Origin of the sequence: Kribbella sp. NBC_00662 (genome assembly GCF_041430295.1) — a bacterium.
Classification (GTDB): domain Bacteria; phylum Actinomycetota; class Actinomycetes; order Propionibacteriales; family Kribbellaceae; genus Kribbella.
This window is the reverse complement of record NZ_CP109029.1, coordinates 6697512-6712149: the sequence shown is the minus strand read 5'-3', so window position 1 is coordinate 6712149 and position 14638 is coordinate 6697512. Positions and strand designations below refer to the sequence as shown.

19 protein-coding genes are annotated in these 14638 nt (G+C 66.9%); 11 read left to right on the top strand and 8 right to left on the bottom strand.

What is annotated here, in order from left to right; genetic code table 11:
- Positions 1–140: 140 nt before the first annotated feature.
- The gene (locus tag OHA10_RS33230; protein WP_371402722.1) at positions 141–497 is read left to right on the top strand and encodes an ester cyclase; all 357 of its coding nucleotides are present in this window, start codon (positions 141–143) and stop codon (positions 495–497) included.
- An 11-nt stretch (positions 498–508) separates the two neighbouring features.
- Here OHA10_RS33230 and OHA10_RS33225 read toward each other — a convergent pair whose 3' ends face one another.
- Together OHA10_RS33225 and OHA10_RS33220 are read right to left on the bottom strand one after the other, a co-directional pair.
- Positions 509–2008 (bottom strand): FAD-dependent oxidoreductase, encoded by a 1500-nt coding sequence (locus tag OHA10_RS33225; RefSeq protein WP_371402721.1) that lies wholly within the window; start codon positions 2006–2008, stop codon positions 509–511.
- A 56-nt stretch (positions 2009–2064) separates the two neighbouring features.
- Positions 2065–2271, bottom strand: a complete 207-nt coding sequence (locus OHA10_RS33220; protein ID WP_371402720.1) for a CDGSH iron-sulfur domain-containing protein — start codon at positions 2269–2271, stop codon at positions 2065–2067.
- A gap of 76 nt (positions 2272–2347) precedes the next feature.
- Here OHA10_RS33220 and OHA10_RS33215 point away from each other — a divergent pair, with 76 nt between their 5' ends.
- The 3 genes from OHA10_RS33215 (at position 2348) to OHA10_RS33205 (ending at position 4428) form a co-directional block, all read left to right on the top strand.
- The gene (locus OHA10_RS33215) at positions 2348–3331 is read left to right on the top strand and encodes an iron-containing redox enzyme family protein (protein ID WP_371402719.1); all 984 of its coding nucleotides are present in this window, start codon (positions 2348–2350) and stop codon (positions 3329–3331) included.
- A 69-nt stretch (positions 3332–3400) separates the two neighbouring features.
- Complete coding sequence (locus OHA10_RS33210; protein WP_371402718.1) at positions 3401–3853, top strand: SRPBCC family protein; 453 nt, start codon at positions 3401–3403, stop codon at positions 3851–3853.
- A gap of 53 nt (positions 3854–3906) precedes the next feature.
- Positions 3907–4428, top strand: a complete 522-nt coding sequence (locus OHA10_RS33205; RefSeq protein WP_371402717.1) for a type 1 glutamine amidotransferase domain-containing protein — start codon at positions 3907–3909, stop codon at positions 4426–4428.
- Positions 4429–4668: 240 nt separating this feature from the next.
- On the opposite strand, the gene OHA10_RS33200 is transcribed toward OHA10_RS33205, so the two are convergent.
- From OHA10_RS33200 to OHA10_RS33185, 4 genes are all read right to left on the bottom strand, one after another.
- Positions 4669–5112 (bottom strand): Hsp20/alpha crystallin family protein, encoded by a 444-nt coding sequence (locus OHA10_RS33200; protein WP_371402716.1) that lies wholly within the window; start codon positions 5110–5112, stop codon positions 4669–4671.
- Between the two features lie 277 nt (positions 5113–5389).
- Positions 5390–5608 carry a hypothetical protein gene (locus tag OHA10_RS33195; RefSeq protein WP_371402715.1) on the bottom strand — a complete coding sequence of 73 codons (219 nt, stop codon included), beginning with the start codon at positions 5606–5608 and terminating at the stop codon, positions 5390–5392.
- A gap of 26 nt (positions 5609–5634) precedes the next feature.
- A complete protein-coding gene (locus tag OHA10_RS33190; protein ID WP_371402714.1) occupies positions 5635–6192 on the bottom strand; it encodes a hemerythrin domain-containing protein in 558 nt (185 codons plus the stop codon).
- Positions 6173–7591: an MFS transporter gene (locus tag OHA10_RS33185; RefSeq protein ID WP_371402713.1), complete on the bottom strand. Its 1419-nt coding sequence runs from the start codon at positions 7589–7591 to the stop codon at positions 6173–6175. The genes OHA10_RS33190 and OHA10_RS33185 overlap by 20 nt, the downstream gene beginning before the upstream one ends.
- Positions 7592–7656: 65 nt before the next feature.
- Between OHA10_RS33185 and OHA10_RS33180 the strand changes: the two genes are divergently transcribed.
- The 5 genes from OHA10_RS33180 to OHA10_RS33160 all read left to right on the top strand — a co-directional run bounded on the left by OHA10_RS33180 (position 7657) and on the right by OHA10_RS33160 (position 11894).
- Positions 7657–8220 carry an ABATE domain-containing protein gene (locus tag OHA10_RS33180; protein ID WP_371402712.1) on the top strand — a complete coding sequence of 188 codons (564 nt, stop codon included), beginning with the start codon at positions 7657–7659 and terminating at the stop codon, positions 8218–8220.
- A gap of 70 nt (positions 8221–8290) precedes the next feature.
- Positions 8291–9625 (top strand): TolB family protein, encoded by a 1335-nt coding sequence (locus tag OHA10_RS33175; RefSeq protein WP_371402711.1) that lies wholly within the window; start codon positions 8291–8293, stop codon positions 9623–9625.
- 237 nt (positions 9626–9862) lie between these two features.
- Positions 9863–10609, top strand: a complete 747-nt coding sequence (locus tag OHA10_RS33170) for a pentapeptide repeat-containing protein (protein WP_371402710.1) — start codon at positions 9863–9865, stop codon at positions 10607–10609.
- 52 nt (positions 10610–10661) lie between these two features.
- Positions 10662–10991 carry a hypothetical protein gene (locus tag OHA10_RS33165; protein ID WP_371402709.1) on the top strand — a complete coding sequence of 110 codons (330 nt, stop codon included), beginning with the start codon at positions 10662–10664 and terminating at the stop codon, positions 10989–10991.
- 126 nt (positions 10992–11117) lie between these two features.
- Positions 11118–11894, top strand: coding sequence for a phytanoyl-CoA dioxygenase family protein (locus OHA10_RS33160; protein WP_371402708.1), 777 nt, complete (start codon positions 11118–11120; stop codon positions 11892–11894).
- A 22-nt stretch (positions 11895–11916) separates the two neighbouring features.
- On the opposite strand, the gene OHA10_RS33155 is transcribed toward OHA10_RS33160, so the two are convergent.
- Positions 11917–12744 (bottom strand): alpha/beta fold hydrolase, encoded by an 828-nt coding sequence (locus OHA10_RS33155; protein ID WP_371402707.1) that lies wholly within the window; start codon positions 12742–12744, stop codon positions 11917–11919.
- Positions 12745–12828: 84 nt separating this feature from the next.
- On the opposite strand from OHA10_RS33155, the gene OHA10_RS33150 reads away from it, so the two are divergent.
- Together OHA10_RS33150 and OHA10_RS33145 are read left to right on the top strand one after the other, a co-directional pair.
- Complete coding sequence (locus OHA10_RS33150) at positions 12829–13323, top strand: SigE family RNA polymerase sigma factor (RefSeq protein WP_371402706.1); 495 nt, start codon at positions 12829–12831, stop codon at positions 13321–13323.
- Positions 13320–14189: a hypothetical protein gene (locus tag OHA10_RS33145; RefSeq protein WP_371402705.1), complete on the top strand. Its 870-nt coding sequence runs from the start codon at positions 13320–13322 to the stop codon at positions 14187–14189. The genes OHA10_RS33150 and OHA10_RS33145 overlap by 4 nt, the downstream gene beginning before the upstream one ends.
- Positions 14190–14207: 18 nt before the next feature.
- Here OHA10_RS33145 and OHA10_RS33140 read toward each other — a convergent pair whose 3' ends face one another.
- Positions 14208–14636 carry an RbsD/FucU family protein gene (locus tag OHA10_RS33140; RefSeq protein ID WP_371402704.1) on the bottom strand — a complete coding sequence of 143 codons (429 nt, stop codon included), beginning with the start codon at positions 14634–14636 and terminating at the stop codon, positions 14208–14210.
- Positions 14637–14638: the final 2 nt, after the last annotated feature.

Genomic DNA, 14638 nt, shown 5'->3' with positions numbered 1-14638 from the left:
CAGCCTGTCCACTTTCCTTGGGGACTAGTAGCCAGGAAGAAACAGGCAGACGAGAGTCATCACCCCCCCGTTCACCGGGTATTGCTGGTCGCGGAGCAGCCGGGCCAGGTGGGCGGCGGTCTGTTGGGTACTGGTGAGGTATGGAGCGTGGCGATCTGGACGAGTTTTATCGGCGGTATCTGGGGCGTTGTAATGAGCACCGGTTCGACGAGCTCGGTGAGTTTGTTGCCGGGACGGTCGAGGTCAACGGTGAGTCCCAGGACCTGGACCGATACGCCGCGGGGCTGCGGATCGTCGTACAGGAGTATCCAGACTTCCACTGGGACCTGCGGCACCTGCTGATCGATGGCGATTGGCTGAGTGCGCATCTGGTCGACACCTACACCACGCCCGCCGGGCGAGCCGTGAGCCTGCAGGAGCTCGCGATGTATCACGTGGACAGCGGCCGGATCGTTCAGGTCTGGGGCGACCTGGACCACGCTCGCCTGGCCAGGTAGTGCGCAACCGCTCACTCGTCGGGCTTGGCCAGCGGGGTTGTTGCCGGGCCGTCGAGGACGGAGCCGTCGGGTGCGAAGCGGGAGCCGTGGCAGTTGCAGTCCCAGGTGGTGTCGCCTTGGTTCCAGCGCAGGGGACAGCCGAGGTGCGTGCAGACCGGTACGACGGTGTGCAGGCGGCCGTCGTGGTCGCAGTATGCGCCGACTGTCTTGCCGTCGAGGTCGTACAGGCCGCCTTCGCCTACCTCCACATGGTCGAGCCCGCGGCCGAGGATGCGGCGGAGGTGGCCGGTGGCGAATTCCTTGCCGACCTTGAGGTTGTCCTTGACGAGTTCCGCGACAGCGTGCGCATCGCCGATGCGACTGGCGTCGTACAGCTCGCTCCAGGGGTTGTCCCGGCCGAGGACGGTGTCGCGCAGGATGCCGGCGGCAACGGTTCCGTTGGTGAGACCCCATTTGTCCATGCCGGTCGCGATCAGGATCGGCGAGCCGGGCGCCTTACCGACGTACGGGAGCAGGTCCGGGGTGCTGTAGTCCTGGGCGGACCAGCGATAGTCGGGCTGAACGTCGGTGTCCCAGAGCGATCCGACCCACTCGATGAGACTGCGGTACGCCGCGTCGGTGTCCTGCTCCGCGCCGGTTTCGTGGCCGCCGCCGACCACGATGAGTCCGTTGGGTCCGCCACCCGGCCACGGTCGCGTAGACCGCACCGGTGCGTCGGCGGAGATGGTCATGCCGGCTGGTGCCTCGACCGGTAGCCGTACGGCGATCCCGTGCGATTGATTCGGCCTGGTACGGGCGAAGTACCCGCCGACAGTGCCGATCGGCAGCAGCGTGGCGACGACGGCGTGCGCTGCGCTGACTCGAGGCCCGTCCGCGGTCAGCGCCTCGACGCGGTCGTCGGTGGGATCGAGGTCTGTGACTCGGCTGCGCTCGTAGATCCGGCCGCCTGCCTCGATGAAGGCGCGGGCCAGGCCGGCGAGGTAACGGACCGGGTGGAGCATCACCTGGTCGTCGAAGCGGACAGCTGACGTGCCCTGCCCCGGCAGGCCGGTCTCGTCAGGTCCCGCGAGTTGCGCCGGCAGGCCCAGATCCCAGGCGACATCTGCTTCACGCTGCAGATTGCTCGCCGAGTAGACGAACGACGGCCCTCTGGTCAGTTCGCAGTCGATACCGAGCCGGTCGACCAACAGCGCGATCTGCTCGACCGCGCCTTGGTTCGCAGAGGCGTACTGCCCGGCCTTGTGGCGACCGTGCCGATCGACCAGGGATGCGTAGATGGCGCCGTGCTGCGAGGTGACCTTGCCTGTGGTGTTGCCGCTGGTCCGGGCGCCGATCCGCGCGGCTTCGAGCAGGACGACATCCGTTCCCTCTTGCTGCAGGTACAGCGCGGTCGTCAGCCCGATCACGCCGCCACCTACGACGAGTACGTCGCAATGCTGGTCGCGATCGATCGCGTCGTACTCCGGGCTGGTCGCGGTCGCCTGCCAGACCGAGCGGTTCGTCGTCGTCATCCTTCCGGGTACCCACGTCCAACCCGTCAATTCACCTGGAGCCGGCGACGCGCAGGTCAGGAGCTGGTTCGGTGCGGGAGAGTGTGCGTTCCGTCGCAGAACGGAGGGATCGCGGTGCGCCCGCAGCGGCAGAGCGCGACGGTACGGCGTGCCGCGGGCATCGGATCGCCGTCCTCGTCGAGTAGCTCGAAGTCGCCGCGGACCAGCATCGGACCGTCCGGGTAGAAGCGGATCTGGGCCGCGCTGTCGTCCTGCATGGTCATAGCACCGCCAGTACCCAGCTCAGTAACGGTTTTCAGGCCGGGTACCGGTCGGCTGCCAATCGTCGAGGAGACATACATGCAGGTACCACCGCCGCGTGGGCCGCTCAGTGCCTGGCTGACTGACCGGCTCACAGGTGTCCAGCGGTCCGTCGAGATCGTGCGATCCGGTCAGCCGTTCGCTGATGAGGATCTGCAGCTTGCGCTCTGGATCGCCTACGAGTTGCAGTACCGCGGCTTCGACGGCGTCGACCCCGAGGCGCAGTGGGATCCGGACATCATTGCGGTCCGCAACCAGTTGGAGCGTCCGTGGATCCGTTGGCTGGAGTCCAGCTGCCGGGTTGATCCGACCGGCGAGCCGGTCGCGGTCCAGCTCCGGTCGATGATCGATGCCGATGACGGACCGCGGTTGGCGCCGTACCTGCGTCGGCATGCGACGCGAGAGCAGTTTCGCGAGTTCGTTCTGAACCGGTCGGTCTACCAGCTCAAGGAGGCCGATCCGCACAGCTTCGCCATTCCGCGTCTGGACGGGGCTGCCAAGGCGGCGCTGGTCGAGATCGAGTCCGACGAGTACGGCGGCGGCCGGCCGGAGCGGATGCATTCCGAGCTGTTCCGGACGACGATGCGCTGGCTCGGACTCGACGACAGCTACGGCCGGTACGTCGCGGAGGTTCCGGCCGTCACGTTGGCCGTGTCGAACGTGATGTCGCTGTTCGCGATCCACCGCCGCTGGACCGCCGCCCTCATCGGTCACCTGGCGGCGCTCGAGATGACGTCCACGCTGCCCAACCGGCAGTACGCCGCCGGCGCCGCGAGGCTCGGCGCGTCGGACGAGCAGGCGCAGTACTTCACCGAGCACGTCGAAGCAGACGCCGTCCATGAGCAGATCGCGGCCCACGACCTCTGCGGCAGTTACCTGCAGCAGCATCCCGACGCGATCAGCGACGTACTGTTCGGAGCCCGCTGCTCGCTCGTCGTCGACAACCTCTTCGCCGAGCACCTCCTGACCGGATGGGCGGCCTCACCTCGCTACCTGGGCGCGAGCGAGACCGCCACAGGATGAGTCGCTTCCCGAGTCGGGGGTACCGGGTTGTGGTCCGAACGATGGCAACAACTCTTGGAGGTACGGCGGATGAGCACGATCACCCAGTCGATCGATGTCGAGGTCCCGGTGACGACGGCGTACAACCAGTGGACGCAGTTCGAGTCCTTCCCGCAGTTCATGGAGGGTGTGGAGGAGATTCGTCAGCTCGACGACACCCACAATCACTGGGTCGTGAAGGTCGGCGGAGCCACTCGTGAGTTCGACGCGACGGTGACCGAGCAGCATCCGGACGAGCGGGTGGCGTGGAAGTCGGACTCCGGGCCGCAGCACGCCGGTGTGATCACCTTTCACAAACTGTCCGATGACACCAGCCGGGTGACCGCGCAGCTGGACATCGATCCGGAAGGTTTCCTGGAGAAGATCGGCGACAAGTTCGGCGTGGTCGAAGGCCGGGTGAAGGGCGACCTCGAGCGTTTCAAGGCGTTCATCGAGAGCCGCGGCACCGAGACCGGCGCCTGGCGCGGCGACGTACCCCGGTAGTCGTCCAGGGGAGCAGAGGCAAGAAGGCAAAGTATGAATCCGAGGAGGATCGAATGAGCAGGATCGCATTCCTGGTAGCCGCGGAGGGAATCGAGCGGGTCGAATTGACGGAGCCGTGGAAGGCGGTCAAGGACGCCGGCCATGAACCGGTCCTGGTCAGTCCGGACAGCGGTGAGGTCCAGACGTTCGACCACCTGACGGCGGCCGAGAAGCTGCCGGTCGATGCCGTCGTCGGCGATGTGGCGGTGGACGAGTTCGCCGCTCTTGTCCTGCCCGGCGGCGTCGCGAACCCGGACGCGCTGCGCCGTGACGGCAAGGCCGTTGCCTTCGTCAAAGATTTCGTTGCCTCCGGCAAGCCAGTGGCCGCCATCTGCCATGCGCCCTGGACGCTGATCGAGGCCGACGTGGTTCGTGGACGCACGCTGACGTCGTGGCCCAGCCTGCAGACCGACCTACAGAATGCAGGGGCGACCTGGGTCGATCAGGAAGTCGCCACCGACCAGAACCTGATCACCAGCCGGAACCCGGACGACCTGCCGGCCTTCTCGGAGACCCTCCTCAAGGCACTCGGCTGACAGGCACAACTGCTCGGTTCATATTCTCGGTAGCGGTAGGAGTTCCGGAGGCGCTTCGGGGTGATGCGGCTGCCCGCCTGGTGAAGAGTGTGACGTGGCGGGCGACCGCATCACCGATCAGAACTCGTGTCGAATGACGGCCGGTTTCACCTCCTTCCACCACGGTCCGCCTTGCTGTGTGTCCGCCGTCATCGATCTCAGTCCGTCGACATCGACAAACCCTGCCACCGGCGCGCCTGATCAGGCGTTGAGCTCCTTGTGATCGTTGTCGGTGCTCGCGATCGAGATCTTGCGTGGTTTGGCTCGTTCGGCGATCGGGATCCTGAGGGTGAGGACGCCGGCTTCGTAGCGGGCCTCGATCCCGTCGGGGTCCAGTGTGTCGCCCAGGAACAGTTGCCGGGAGAACACTCCGAGCGGGCGCTCGGCAACCTGCATCTCCACGCCGTCACCGAGCTCGAGCGGCCTGCGCTCGGCCTTCACCGTGAGTACGTTGCGCTCGACGTCGAGTTCGATCGCGTCCGGTGCGACACCGGGAAGATCGAAGGAAACGACGTACTGATCGCCTTGGCGGTAGGCGTCCATCGGCATCGAGGCCGGCCGCGACCACGTGCCCGGCGCCTGGTTCCCGAAGACCTGCTGGGCAAGCCGGTCGAACTCGCGGAACGGGTCTGTGCGCATCAACATCGTCTGCACCTCCTGTGGCATCAAGTCAACTGTGGTGTCAATACGCACCTCCGGTATAACATGTCATCCAAACGATGACAAGTATCGATGTCATCCAACCGCTGACGCCGAACGGGCGATGGGCCGCAGGATCGCCGACTCGTTCCATGGCTTCGCGCCGGACCCAGTCCCGGCCGCCAGGACGAGACCCGGCTTTCGAGCTTGGCTGCACTCGGCCTGGCCGTGTGCCGTCCGGCGCGAAGCGCTCTGTATTGCCGGTTCGCCGGCAGTTGGTGAATCAATCCTCGCCCGCGCGGACGCGTGCCGTTCGGGATTCCGTCGTACCGCGAACCGACGCAGGCCTCGTCCGGTCGGTCCGGTCGGTCCGGTCGGTGTCCGCGGCCTCAGGTGGGCTGGGACAGACGCGAGCCGTATGGACCGGACCTCCGCCGAGGCGACGGAATTTCCACCGGCGTTCGTCGTAGTCGTAGTAGGTGTCTACGCCGCCGACAGACATGACCAACCCCTCCTCCCGGGTTCCTGTCAGAGTTCTGCTTCCTTCTGCACTTTTTGCTGCAGTTCGTCCTTGGTCAGCCCGGAAGTGCCCGAGATGTCCGCGTTGCTCGCCTGCTGGGCGAGTTGGTCGCGGGTGATGTCGCCGGGTTGTTCGCCGAGGTGTTGCTTGCGGCTGGCAATAAAGGCATCGCCGAGCTGGGTACGGCGTTCGTCGGACAGGTTGGACCGCATTCCGGGCAGGACCTTGGTCTCTTCTTCCTCGACGTGGTGCGAGACGGCGTCGATCAGGTTCTGCAGTGCCTTGTCGAACGCGGCCGAGGTCGGATCGGTCTCGGCGAGTTTCGCGAGCAGCTGGTCGGCCTCGATGTGCTCCTGCTGGCTGTGCGACACCTCGTCCTTCTCGCCGGCTTCGGATGCGGCGACCGGATAGACCTCCGCTTCCTCGGCCCGGCTGTGCGCGGTCAGCAAGGTGGTCAGCACCGGCAGCAGGTTCGGCCGCTTCTCCGGATTCTCCTTGAGCTCGTCGAACAGCCGCTCGACCTCGCGGTGGTCCTGCATGATCAGATCAACAACATCGCCGGGCATCCCGTTTGTCCTCTCCAACTGTGTGGTGATGCCCTGCCAGTACCCGACTCGCATGCACAGCCGCTCCCGCCCGGGAGCCGGAGGCTCTGGTCATGACGGCAACGCCTAGGACGACAACCACTGCCGTACCAACAATCGTGAGCCAGCCGGAGCGATAGTCGAGACCGTTGTCGCGCGTTGTCGCGGTCGCCACCGCGACCGTGGCGGCCACCATCGTCGCTGTCCCGATCTGCGCTGCCGTGTTGAGCAGACCTGCAGCACTGCCCTGCTGCTCGGGACGAACGGCAGTACCGAGCCCGTACGCCGCCACGGCGCCCGCACCGTTTCCGAGGCCCGCGAGCACCAGTCCGGCAACGAGGGCGCTTGTCGAAGACCAGATCGCCGCAGCCGTTGCACCCGCGAGTATCAACAACAATCCACCCAGCAAGAGCTTCCGCGGTCCGCTGCGTGGCATCAATCGTCCTGCCACGGCGGCCGCGATGACGACGGCAACGCTGAACGGCAGGATCATCAAGCCCGCACTTGCCGGGCTGAATCCGTCGGCATCCTGCAGATAGATCGTGGCGACAACCACAAGCGAACTGGTGGTGGCCGTGACGCCGAACGACCCGAGCAGCCCGGCAACAAATCCGGGACGCCACAGGCCGGCCGGTACCAAGGGCTTCGGAGTACGGCGCTCGCGGCGTACCAGCAGGACTGCTGCCACGATCGCGGTCAGTCCGAGAGCAGTCGGGATCGCCCAGACTCTCGCCGACGTGTTGGCGGCAGCCACGATCGCCGCCACCGCTGTCACCTGGAAAATGACCGACCACAGGTCGATCCCCGGCGTTGGGCGCCGATCTTTCTGGTCTCGCTCCACCAGGCGGAGGAGCGTCGCCATCAGGATCGCTGTCAGGACGAGGTTCCCCCAGAAGATGGCTCGCCAACTCACCGCTGAGGTTGTCAGTCCGCCGGCCAACAGGCCGACCGCGCCGGCGAGACCACCGGTGGCATTCCAAAGACCCAGTGCTCGGTCGCGGTCTGCTCTGGAGGCGGTCCTGGTGAGCAGCACGAGCGCGTTCGGTACCGAGATGGCCGCGGCCACACCTTGCATGGCTCGCCCTGCGATCAACCAAGTCATGCCGGGGGCGGTCGCTGCGACGACCGAGCCTGCCGCGAAGAGCGAGAGTCCGGTGATCAGCACCCGACGGTGCCCATGCCGATCGCCGAGTTTCGCGGCGAGTAACAGCAGGCTGCTGAAGCCGACCGCGTACACCGGCACCAGGAGCCCTACCTGTGCGGGAGACCCGTCGAGGTCGGCGATCATCCGCGGTAAGGCCGAAACGACGACGGTCACGCCCATCACGTCGATGAACTGCACGGCGCACAGGGCGATGAGTCGGCGGCGTGAAGTGTCCATCCTCTGACGCTAAATTAATGGTTCTAGATCTTCAAACCGTTAGCGTGTTGCCCTAGGGTGAAGGCGTGAACGGCACACCGACCTGGGAGTGGCTGGAGGGAGAGCCTGCGCTCGACTTCGCGAACACGGTCATCCGGCGTGGCTGGACCGAGCATGAGCTCGTGACGACGGTCGCCGATCTCGAGTCCTGGCTCGATGCGGCGGCGCTGCCCGCGCCCCGACCGGATGTGGTGACCGAGCACGACGTACGGGCGTTCCTGGAGCTCCGCGATGCGGCTCTCAGGCTGTTGCGGTCCGCGGCCGGCCATGGGGAGTGGCGGAGTGCGGATGCGCACACTGTGAACGACGCGCTGGAAAGTTGCCCGGAGGTCGCACTCTTGGGGGACGCGCCTGGGTCGGTCGTGTCCCAGCCGCTCGGTTCACCACGGCCTTTCACTGTGCTGCTGTGTCGGCTCGCCGCCGAGGTCCGCGACATCCTGGCGATCCCGCGGGCGGATCTGGCCTTCTGCGATGCCCCTGGCTGCGGACAACTGTTCTTCCAGCGCCGTACCAACCAAACCTGGTGCGGCCCACCCTGTGGCAACCGAGCTCGCGTGGCCAGACACCAAGGCGCTGCGAGCCAGCTCTGACCAGGTGATGCCCGACGTGCAACTTCCTGCCTTGTGGCTGCATCTAGCAGGTGTCCAAAGGGGGGACATCGTGACACTTGTTCACACCATCAAAAACCGTCGACCGATTCGTACTGCTCTTGCAGTGCTCGCAGTAGCCGCAGTACCGGTGGGCGCGGTCGCTGTACCGGCGAGTGCCGGCGGCGATCGGAGCGGGGGCACGATCGGCCTCGTGTCGGTCGGAGCTGCTGGAGGTGGTGGCAACGGCGGTGTGTTCCCAGGGACCGAGAAGGGCGTCGGAGTGTCGGCTGACGGGCGGTACGTCGTCTTCTCGTCGTACGCGACCGACCTCGTGGCCAATGACACCAACGGCCAACGGGATGTCTTCGTCCGCGACACCGAGACCGGCCGTACGACGCTGGCATCGGTCGGGGTCGGCGGGATTCAGGGGAACCAGGAGAGCGGGCAAGGCTCGATCTCGGCCGACGGGCGGTTCGTCGCCTTCAGTTCTTCCGCTTCGAACCTGCTGCCCGGTGACACCAACAACAGCCCGGATGTCTTCGTCCGCGATCTGCGGACCGGACGTACGACGCTGGTGTCGGTCGGCCGCGGCGGTCAGGCGGATCGAGGTGCGGACCAGCCGGAGATCTCGGCCGACGGTCTGCAGGTGGCGTTCACGTCGGGATCGACGAACCTGGTGGCAGGCGATACGAACCAGACCGGAGATGTCTTCGTACGGGATCTCCAGGGCGGACGGACCGAACGCGTTTCGCTGACCGTCGGCGGGAACCAGTCGGCGCACTCGTCGGGTGATCCCACGATCTCGGCGAACGGCCGCTTCGTCGCTTTCGCTTCGAATGCCGAGGTGGCTGTACGGGACCGCGGTACGAACAAGACTCGCGTGGTTTCGCGCGGTGTGACGGTGGATCCGCGGTCCGATGCGCTCGAGGCCGGGAAGCCGACCATCTCGAAGGACGGGCGGTTCGTGGTCTTCACGGTCATCGGGTGGATGCCGGGAATGGATCCGGTTCCGAACATCTGGCTCCGCGATCTCCGTACCGATCGGCTCGAGCTGATCTCCGTCGACTACTCGGGTCAGCCCGCGTTGGCGATCGGCGCCGCCTTCCGGACGGGCATCTCTGCGGACGGGCGGTACGTCACCTTCGGGACGACTGCGCGCCTGACTCGCACGGATGAAGGGGAGCTCAGCGACGTGTTCCGGCTCGACCGGAGGACCAATTCGCTCCACTGGATCACGTCCGGCCAGGACCAGACCCAGGTGAACGGCCGTAACGGCAGTCACGGCCCGGCGATCTCCGACGACGGACAGCACGTGGCGTTCGACTCTGACGCGACGACGCTGGCGCCTGGCGGTGGCACTTCCGGATACGACACGTATCTCTGGAGCTCCGCACACATCGGGTAAAGAATGCAGTCGGGGGCAGTGACGACGGCAGTCGAGGCGGAGCGGGTCCGACAGTCGGCGATCGACTCCGGCCACGCCGTCCAGGCCCCGAAGGCCGCGACCTGGACGGCGCGGCTGATGCGATTTGCAGCGGCACGCTCTAGCCTCGGCAGGGAGATGTCCGACCGGCCAGTGCAAGGCTTGGAGCTGCGTGCCGACTGCGCGCAGTGTGTCGGCCTGTGCTGTGTGGCGCTCGCGATGACTGCGTCCGCTGACTTCGCCATCGACAAGCCGGCCGGTGAACCGTGCCCGAACCTGAAGCACGATTTCCGCTGCGGCATCCACGCGCGACTTCGGGACGGCGGCTTCCCCGGCTGCACGGTCTACGACTGCTTCGGTGCCGGCCAGAAGGTCACGCAGGTCACCTTCGGCGGCCGTAGCTGGCGGCAGGCGGCGGACTCGGGCGCGCAGATGTTCGAGGTGTTCTCGGTGGTGCGGCTGCTGCATGAGCTGCTCTGGTACCTGACCGAGGCCCTCGAGCTGGCACCTTCCCTTCGCGGTGCGCTCAGGCGTGCGTACGACGACACCGAACGGCTGGCGATGGGCAGCCCGGAGTTGCTCGTGGCGATGGACGTCACCGCCCACCGTGCACGGATCAACGACCTGCTGCTACGCACGAGCGAGCTCGTTCGTGCCGGTGTCTCGACCCGACCGCTGAACCGACGCGGTGCGGACCTGATGGGCGCGGACCTGATGGGTGCGGACCTGGTCGGTGCCGACCTGCGGGGTGCTGACCTGCGCAGCTCCTACCTGATCGGCGCCGACCTGCGACGCGCCGACCTCACCTCGGCCGACTTGATCGGCGCCGATCTCCGGAACGCCGACCTGCGCGGCGCGCACGTCGCGCGGAGCATCTTCCTGACTCAGATGCAGGTCAACGCGACCCGCGGCGACGGCAGTACGACGCTCCCGGACCGGCTGATCCGCCCGCCGCACTGGACCTAGCCTCCGGCTGCCGTACGCGTCTGCTGCCTGCCTGTCATGAGACATTGGGTCAATGGCGACCTGGCGGGATGTCGAGCGGATTGCCGGGCGACTGGCCGGCGCGAAGCCGGGGCGTGCGCACGAGGGTTCGCCGACGGTCGACGTCGGGCGCCATCCGTTCGCGAGACTGCGGTGGGACGAGGCGGGGCGGGAGATCCTGCAGTTCTGGAGCCTCGACCTCGATTCCCGCGACGCGCTCGCCGACCGCTCCGACACCTTCTTCGCGGTGCAGACGTTCAAGGTCAAGGTGTCGATCTGGGCCTGGCTCGACCGCCTCGAAGAGGCCGAACTGACCGAGATCCTGACCGATTCCTGGCTGGCCAGACGCGGCGTCCGGAGCTGACGACCGCCGAAAGGTGCCCACGACATCTTTTGTGGGAGTTGGATGTTTATCGGTATACGAGTGGCGTCAGAATTGCATGGTGTCCGCAACCATCCGCGGCGACTATCTGAAGAAGAGGGCTGAGCGATGCTTGATCCCGTCGTAGACAAAGGGCAGCTGACCGAGACCGACCGCTTCATCTTCGAGTCGTGGGGCTACTTCCTGATCCCCAACGTCTTGACCAAGGACGAGGCCGCGGAGGCGTACGACGTGTCGCAGCGTCTGCACGAGAGCCGCGACCGCGAGTTCGGGCAGATCGGCCGGACCTACGAGAGCGAGCCGGTGCTCGAGCGGCTGATCGATCATCCCGACGTGCTTCCGAAGGTCCAGGGGCTGCTCGGCGATCGATTCGTCCTGCAGGCAGGCTGGAACACCATGCAACCGGCGCACGCGGGGAACGGCGGTTGGCACCAGGACGGATCGTCGGCGTTCGACTTCAAGGACCTGGGCTACCCCGTTCCGTTGATCCAGCTCCGGGTGTCGTACCTGCTCACCGACCAGACCGTGCCCGGCATGGGCAACATGGAACTGATCCCCGGCAGCCACCGCTCGCGGGTCCCGCTGCCTGATTCCATCCGGAAGAACAAGGGCGACATCGCGATCGGCCACGTCATCTGCGCCGAGGCCGGCGCCGCCCTGGTCTTCCACAACGGCGTCTGGCACCGCACCTACCGCCATGACGGCGACTACGACCGCTTCACCACCCACTACGTCTACAGCCCACCGTGGGTCCGCCCGGCCGACCGCCTGAGCAACGACCCCGAGTTCCTCGAGCGCACCACACCCCTCCGCCGAGCCCTGATGGGCGAGTTCGCCCGCCCCGACGCCCCCTTCGGCGCCAACTACGACCCACTGCCGATCTGACCCACACGACACCGGCCTTCGGTCAAACCGAAGGCCGGTCCGTCGTGCCCTCAACACGGCTGTTGAGGAACTCGATGACGGCTTGGGCTGTGGGGACCGGTTCCTGTTCGGCGGGGTAGTGGCCGGAATGGTCCAGGACGAGGGCGGTGACGTCTGTGGAGAGGGTGCGGAGGCCGGCCGCGACGGCGGGGCCCATCGCGTAGCGGCCTCCGATGGCGAGGGTAGGGGTGTGGATCGGGCTCTGTTGGAGTCGGCGTACGTCGATGATGTCGTCGGGGCGGGAGCGGTAGTAGCCGAGGCCGGCTTCGAGGGCGTCGGACGTCGTGTAGGCGTCGATGTAGGAGCGGACGGTGTCCGGGGCGAGGCCGGGTGGGCCGGCGCTCTGGTGGAGGAAGGTTCCGTAGTAGGCGTCTTCTCGTCCGGGGACGAGCTGTTCGGCGAGGCCGGGGGTGCGGTTGAAAGGTCCGTGCCAGGTCGGGTAGTGGTCGGCGCCCGGTGCGGGCACGTCGACGTCGATCCCGGGCAGGATCTCCTCCTCGATGACGATCGCGTTCACGGCTGCCGGCATCGCCGCGGCCAGGAGAAGCGCGACGGTGCCGCCCCAGTCGTGGCCTACCAGCGAGAAACGCGTGAGGCCGCGGCGGCTGAGATCGTCCCGGAGCCACTTGGCGAGGTCGCTCTTCCTGAAACTGGGTACGCCCGCCGCCGGTCGGCCGAGCCCCGGCAGGGTGATGGGAATCGGCGTGAAGCCGCTCGCCTGCAGGAGCGGCAGCAGAGGTTGCCAGTGCAGCTCGGTGACCGGCCACCCGTGAACCAGCACGACAGGCCGATCGGTCGGCGAAGTACCCACCGTCCCATCATCCTCATCAGGCGGATGCAACCAACTTCGGGCTCGTAGGCGTGTCTAACCCGGTATCAAGGACGGGGAGGACAGATGAGTGATCGGGACGCCGCGTTCGAGGCGTACTTCGCGGCACGGTCCGACGCCATGCGCGGTACGGCGTACCTGCTGTGTGGCGACTGGCATCGAGCGGAGGACCTGGTCCAGCAGACGTTCACGAAGATCTATCTGGTGTGGCGCCGCATCCAGCGCCACGAGGTGATGGACAGCTACACCAGGCAGACGCTGATCCGGACGTTCCTGTCCGAGCGGCGCCGAGGGTGGTTCCGGCACGAGTCGGTCGGGTCTGCGGAGGCCGAGCGGGCGGCGCCGCCGTCCGGCCTGCCCGACGAACGGCTGGTGTTGCTGGAGGCGCTCGCGAAGGTGCCGCCGAGGCAACGCGCCGTGCTCGTACTGCGGTACTGGGAGGACCAGTCCGTCGAGCAGACCGCCGCGCTGCTCGATTGCTCGGCAGGAAATGTCAAGAGCCAGGCCGCGCGTGGGCTGGCGACGCTGCGCGGTTTGCTTGAAGAGGAGAAAGTTCGATGAACGAAGAGGATCTCAGCGAGGCCCTGCACGACTTGATGGTGCGCAGCAGTCCGCCGCCGTCGATGGACCCTGCGCTTGCTCTCGACCAGGCCCGCCGGGCGCGCAAGCGTCGTACGACGGTGGTGGCCGGGGCCGCCGTCGCCACACTGGTGGTTGGCATCGGAGCCGGTCCCGCACTGGTCGGGCACTACACCGGCAGCCGGTCGGCGGGCCAGATGGTTGCCGGCAGCACCGGTACGACGCCGTCGGTGCCGACGCCGCAGTCGGCCTCCACGGTGACGCCGACGACGACGCGGAAGTCCGGTGACCCGTGGCCGGAGGGCCAGGTGGACCGGACGGCGAGCGCCGGCCCTCGCGCCGACCGGGCCGTGACGCTGATGAACGACCTGAGCGCCGCAGTACCGCCGGGGTTCAGCACGCCGAACCTGAAGTACCCGGATGGTCGCTCGATGAGGTGGCCGCAGGCGCAGTACGCGTCGAACGACGGCGAGCAGGACTACTGGGAGTACCAGGCCATCATCCCGGTGCAGAGAGGTGAGCGCGTCGGCCAGCTGCTGGTGCAGTCGACCACGCCTACCGGAAAGCCGGCGATCGCGCTGTGCACGCTGGCGCAGCAGTTCTGGGGTGGGACCGGCACCTGCACCGTGATGAACGTCGGCGGCAAGCAGGTCGGCGTCGTGACCACCAAGGGCCACGACAGCTACGACCAGTGGGCCACCTACCGGTACGACGACGGCACCGTCGTGAACCTCGCGCAGGCCAAGAAGACCGACCGCGAGGGACGATCCCCGTTGACGCAACCGGTCTTCACCACCCGCCAACTGGCCGAGCTGGCGACGTCCGCGAAGTTCAAGATCAGCAGCTGACCGCCCCAGGGCACCGGGCTATCCGTTACCTCGGGAGCGGAGCCCGATCGTCAGCAGCAGGTTCGCGTACAAACGCTCTTCGCCGGTCGCGATGACCAGACCGACGTCGGGGGAGCGGACGATGTCGTAGAACTCGAACCGGTCGACCTGCTCCATCGGCACGTCGCTGCCGAGCAACTTGCGGTACTCCTCCTGCACGGACGCGTCCACCCCTTCGGCGGGGCGCATCACGACGGCGCTCTCGAAGTTCACCGCGGTCTGGATCAGCGGCAGGATGTCGGTCACCGTGAGCACGCCGGGTGCGAGGTTCAGATGCACGAGGCGGGCCGCCGGATTGATCTTCGTCAGGTAGGGATAGTTGCCGTCGGCAAGAAGGATGCGGGAACCGTGCCCGGCGACCGCCAGGGCCTCGAGGAGCGGTGGGTGGATGAGCTCGTGGTTGAGCATGA

Bases quoted from the DNA above. Each gene is read 5' to 3' on its own strand.
- OHA10_RS33230 (WP_371402722.1), top strand. From the start codon at position 141: ATGGAGCGTGGCGATCTGGACGAGTTTTATCGGCGGTATCTGGGGCGT.
- OHA10_RS33225 (WP_371402721.1), bottom strand. From the start codon at position 2,008: ATGACGACGACGAACCGCTCGGTCTGGCAGGCGACCGCGACCAGCCCG.
- OHA10_RS33220 (WP_371402720.1), bottom strand. From the start codon at position 2,271: ATGACCATGCAGGACGACAGCGCGGCCCAGATCCGCTTCTACCCGGAC.
- OHA10_RS33215 (WP_371402719.1), top strand. From the start codon at position 2,348: ATGCAGGTACCACCGCCGCGTGGGCCGCTCAGTGCCTGGCTGACTGAC.
- OHA10_RS33210 (WP_371402718.1), top strand. From the start codon at position 3,401: ATGAGCACGATCACCCAGTCGATCGATGTCGAGGTCCCGGTGACGACG.
- OHA10_RS33205 (WP_371402717.1), top strand. From the start codon at position 3,907: ATGAGCAGGATCGCATTCCTGGTAGCCGCGGAGGGAATCGAGCGGGTC.
- OHA10_RS33200 (WP_371402716.1), bottom strand. From the start codon at position 5,112: ATGTTGATGCGCACAGACCCGTTCCGCGAGTTCGACCGGCTTGCCCAG.
- OHA10_RS33195 (WP_371402715.1), bottom strand. From the start codon at position 5,608: ATGTCTGTCGGCGGCGTAGACACCTACTACGACTACGACGAACGCCGG.
- OHA10_RS33190 (WP_371402714.1), bottom strand. From the start codon at position 6,192: ATGCCCGGCGATGTTGTTGATCTGATCATGCAGGACCACCGCGAGGTC.
- OHA10_RS33185 (WP_371402713.1), bottom strand. From the start codon at position 7,591: ATGGACACTTCACGCCGCCGACTCATCGCCCTGTGCGCCGTGCAGTTC.
- OHA10_RS33170 (WP_371402710.1), top strand. From the start codon at position 9,863: ATGACTGCGTCCGCTGACTTCGCCATCGACAAGCCGGCCGGTGAACCG.
- OHA10_RS33165 (WP_371402709.1), top strand. From the start codon at position 10,662: ATGGCGACCTGGCGGGATGTCGAGCGGATTGCCGGGCGACTGGCCGGC.
- OHA10_RS33160 (WP_371402708.1), top strand. From the start codon at position 11,118: ATGCTTGATCCCGTCGTAGACAAAGGGCAGCTGACCGAGACCGACCGC.
- OHA10_RS33150 (WP_371402706.1), top strand. From the start codon at position 12,829: ATGAGTGATCGGGACGCCGCGTTCGAGGCGTACTTCGCGGCACGGTCC.
- OHA10_RS33145 (WP_371402705.1), top strand. From the start codon at position 13,320: ATGAACGAAGAGGATCTCAGCGAGGCCCTGCACGACTTGATGGTGCGC.
- OHA10_RS33140 (WP_371402704.1), bottom strand. From the start codon at position 14,636: ATGCTCAACCACGAGCTCATCCACCCACCGCTCCTCGAGGCCCTGGCG.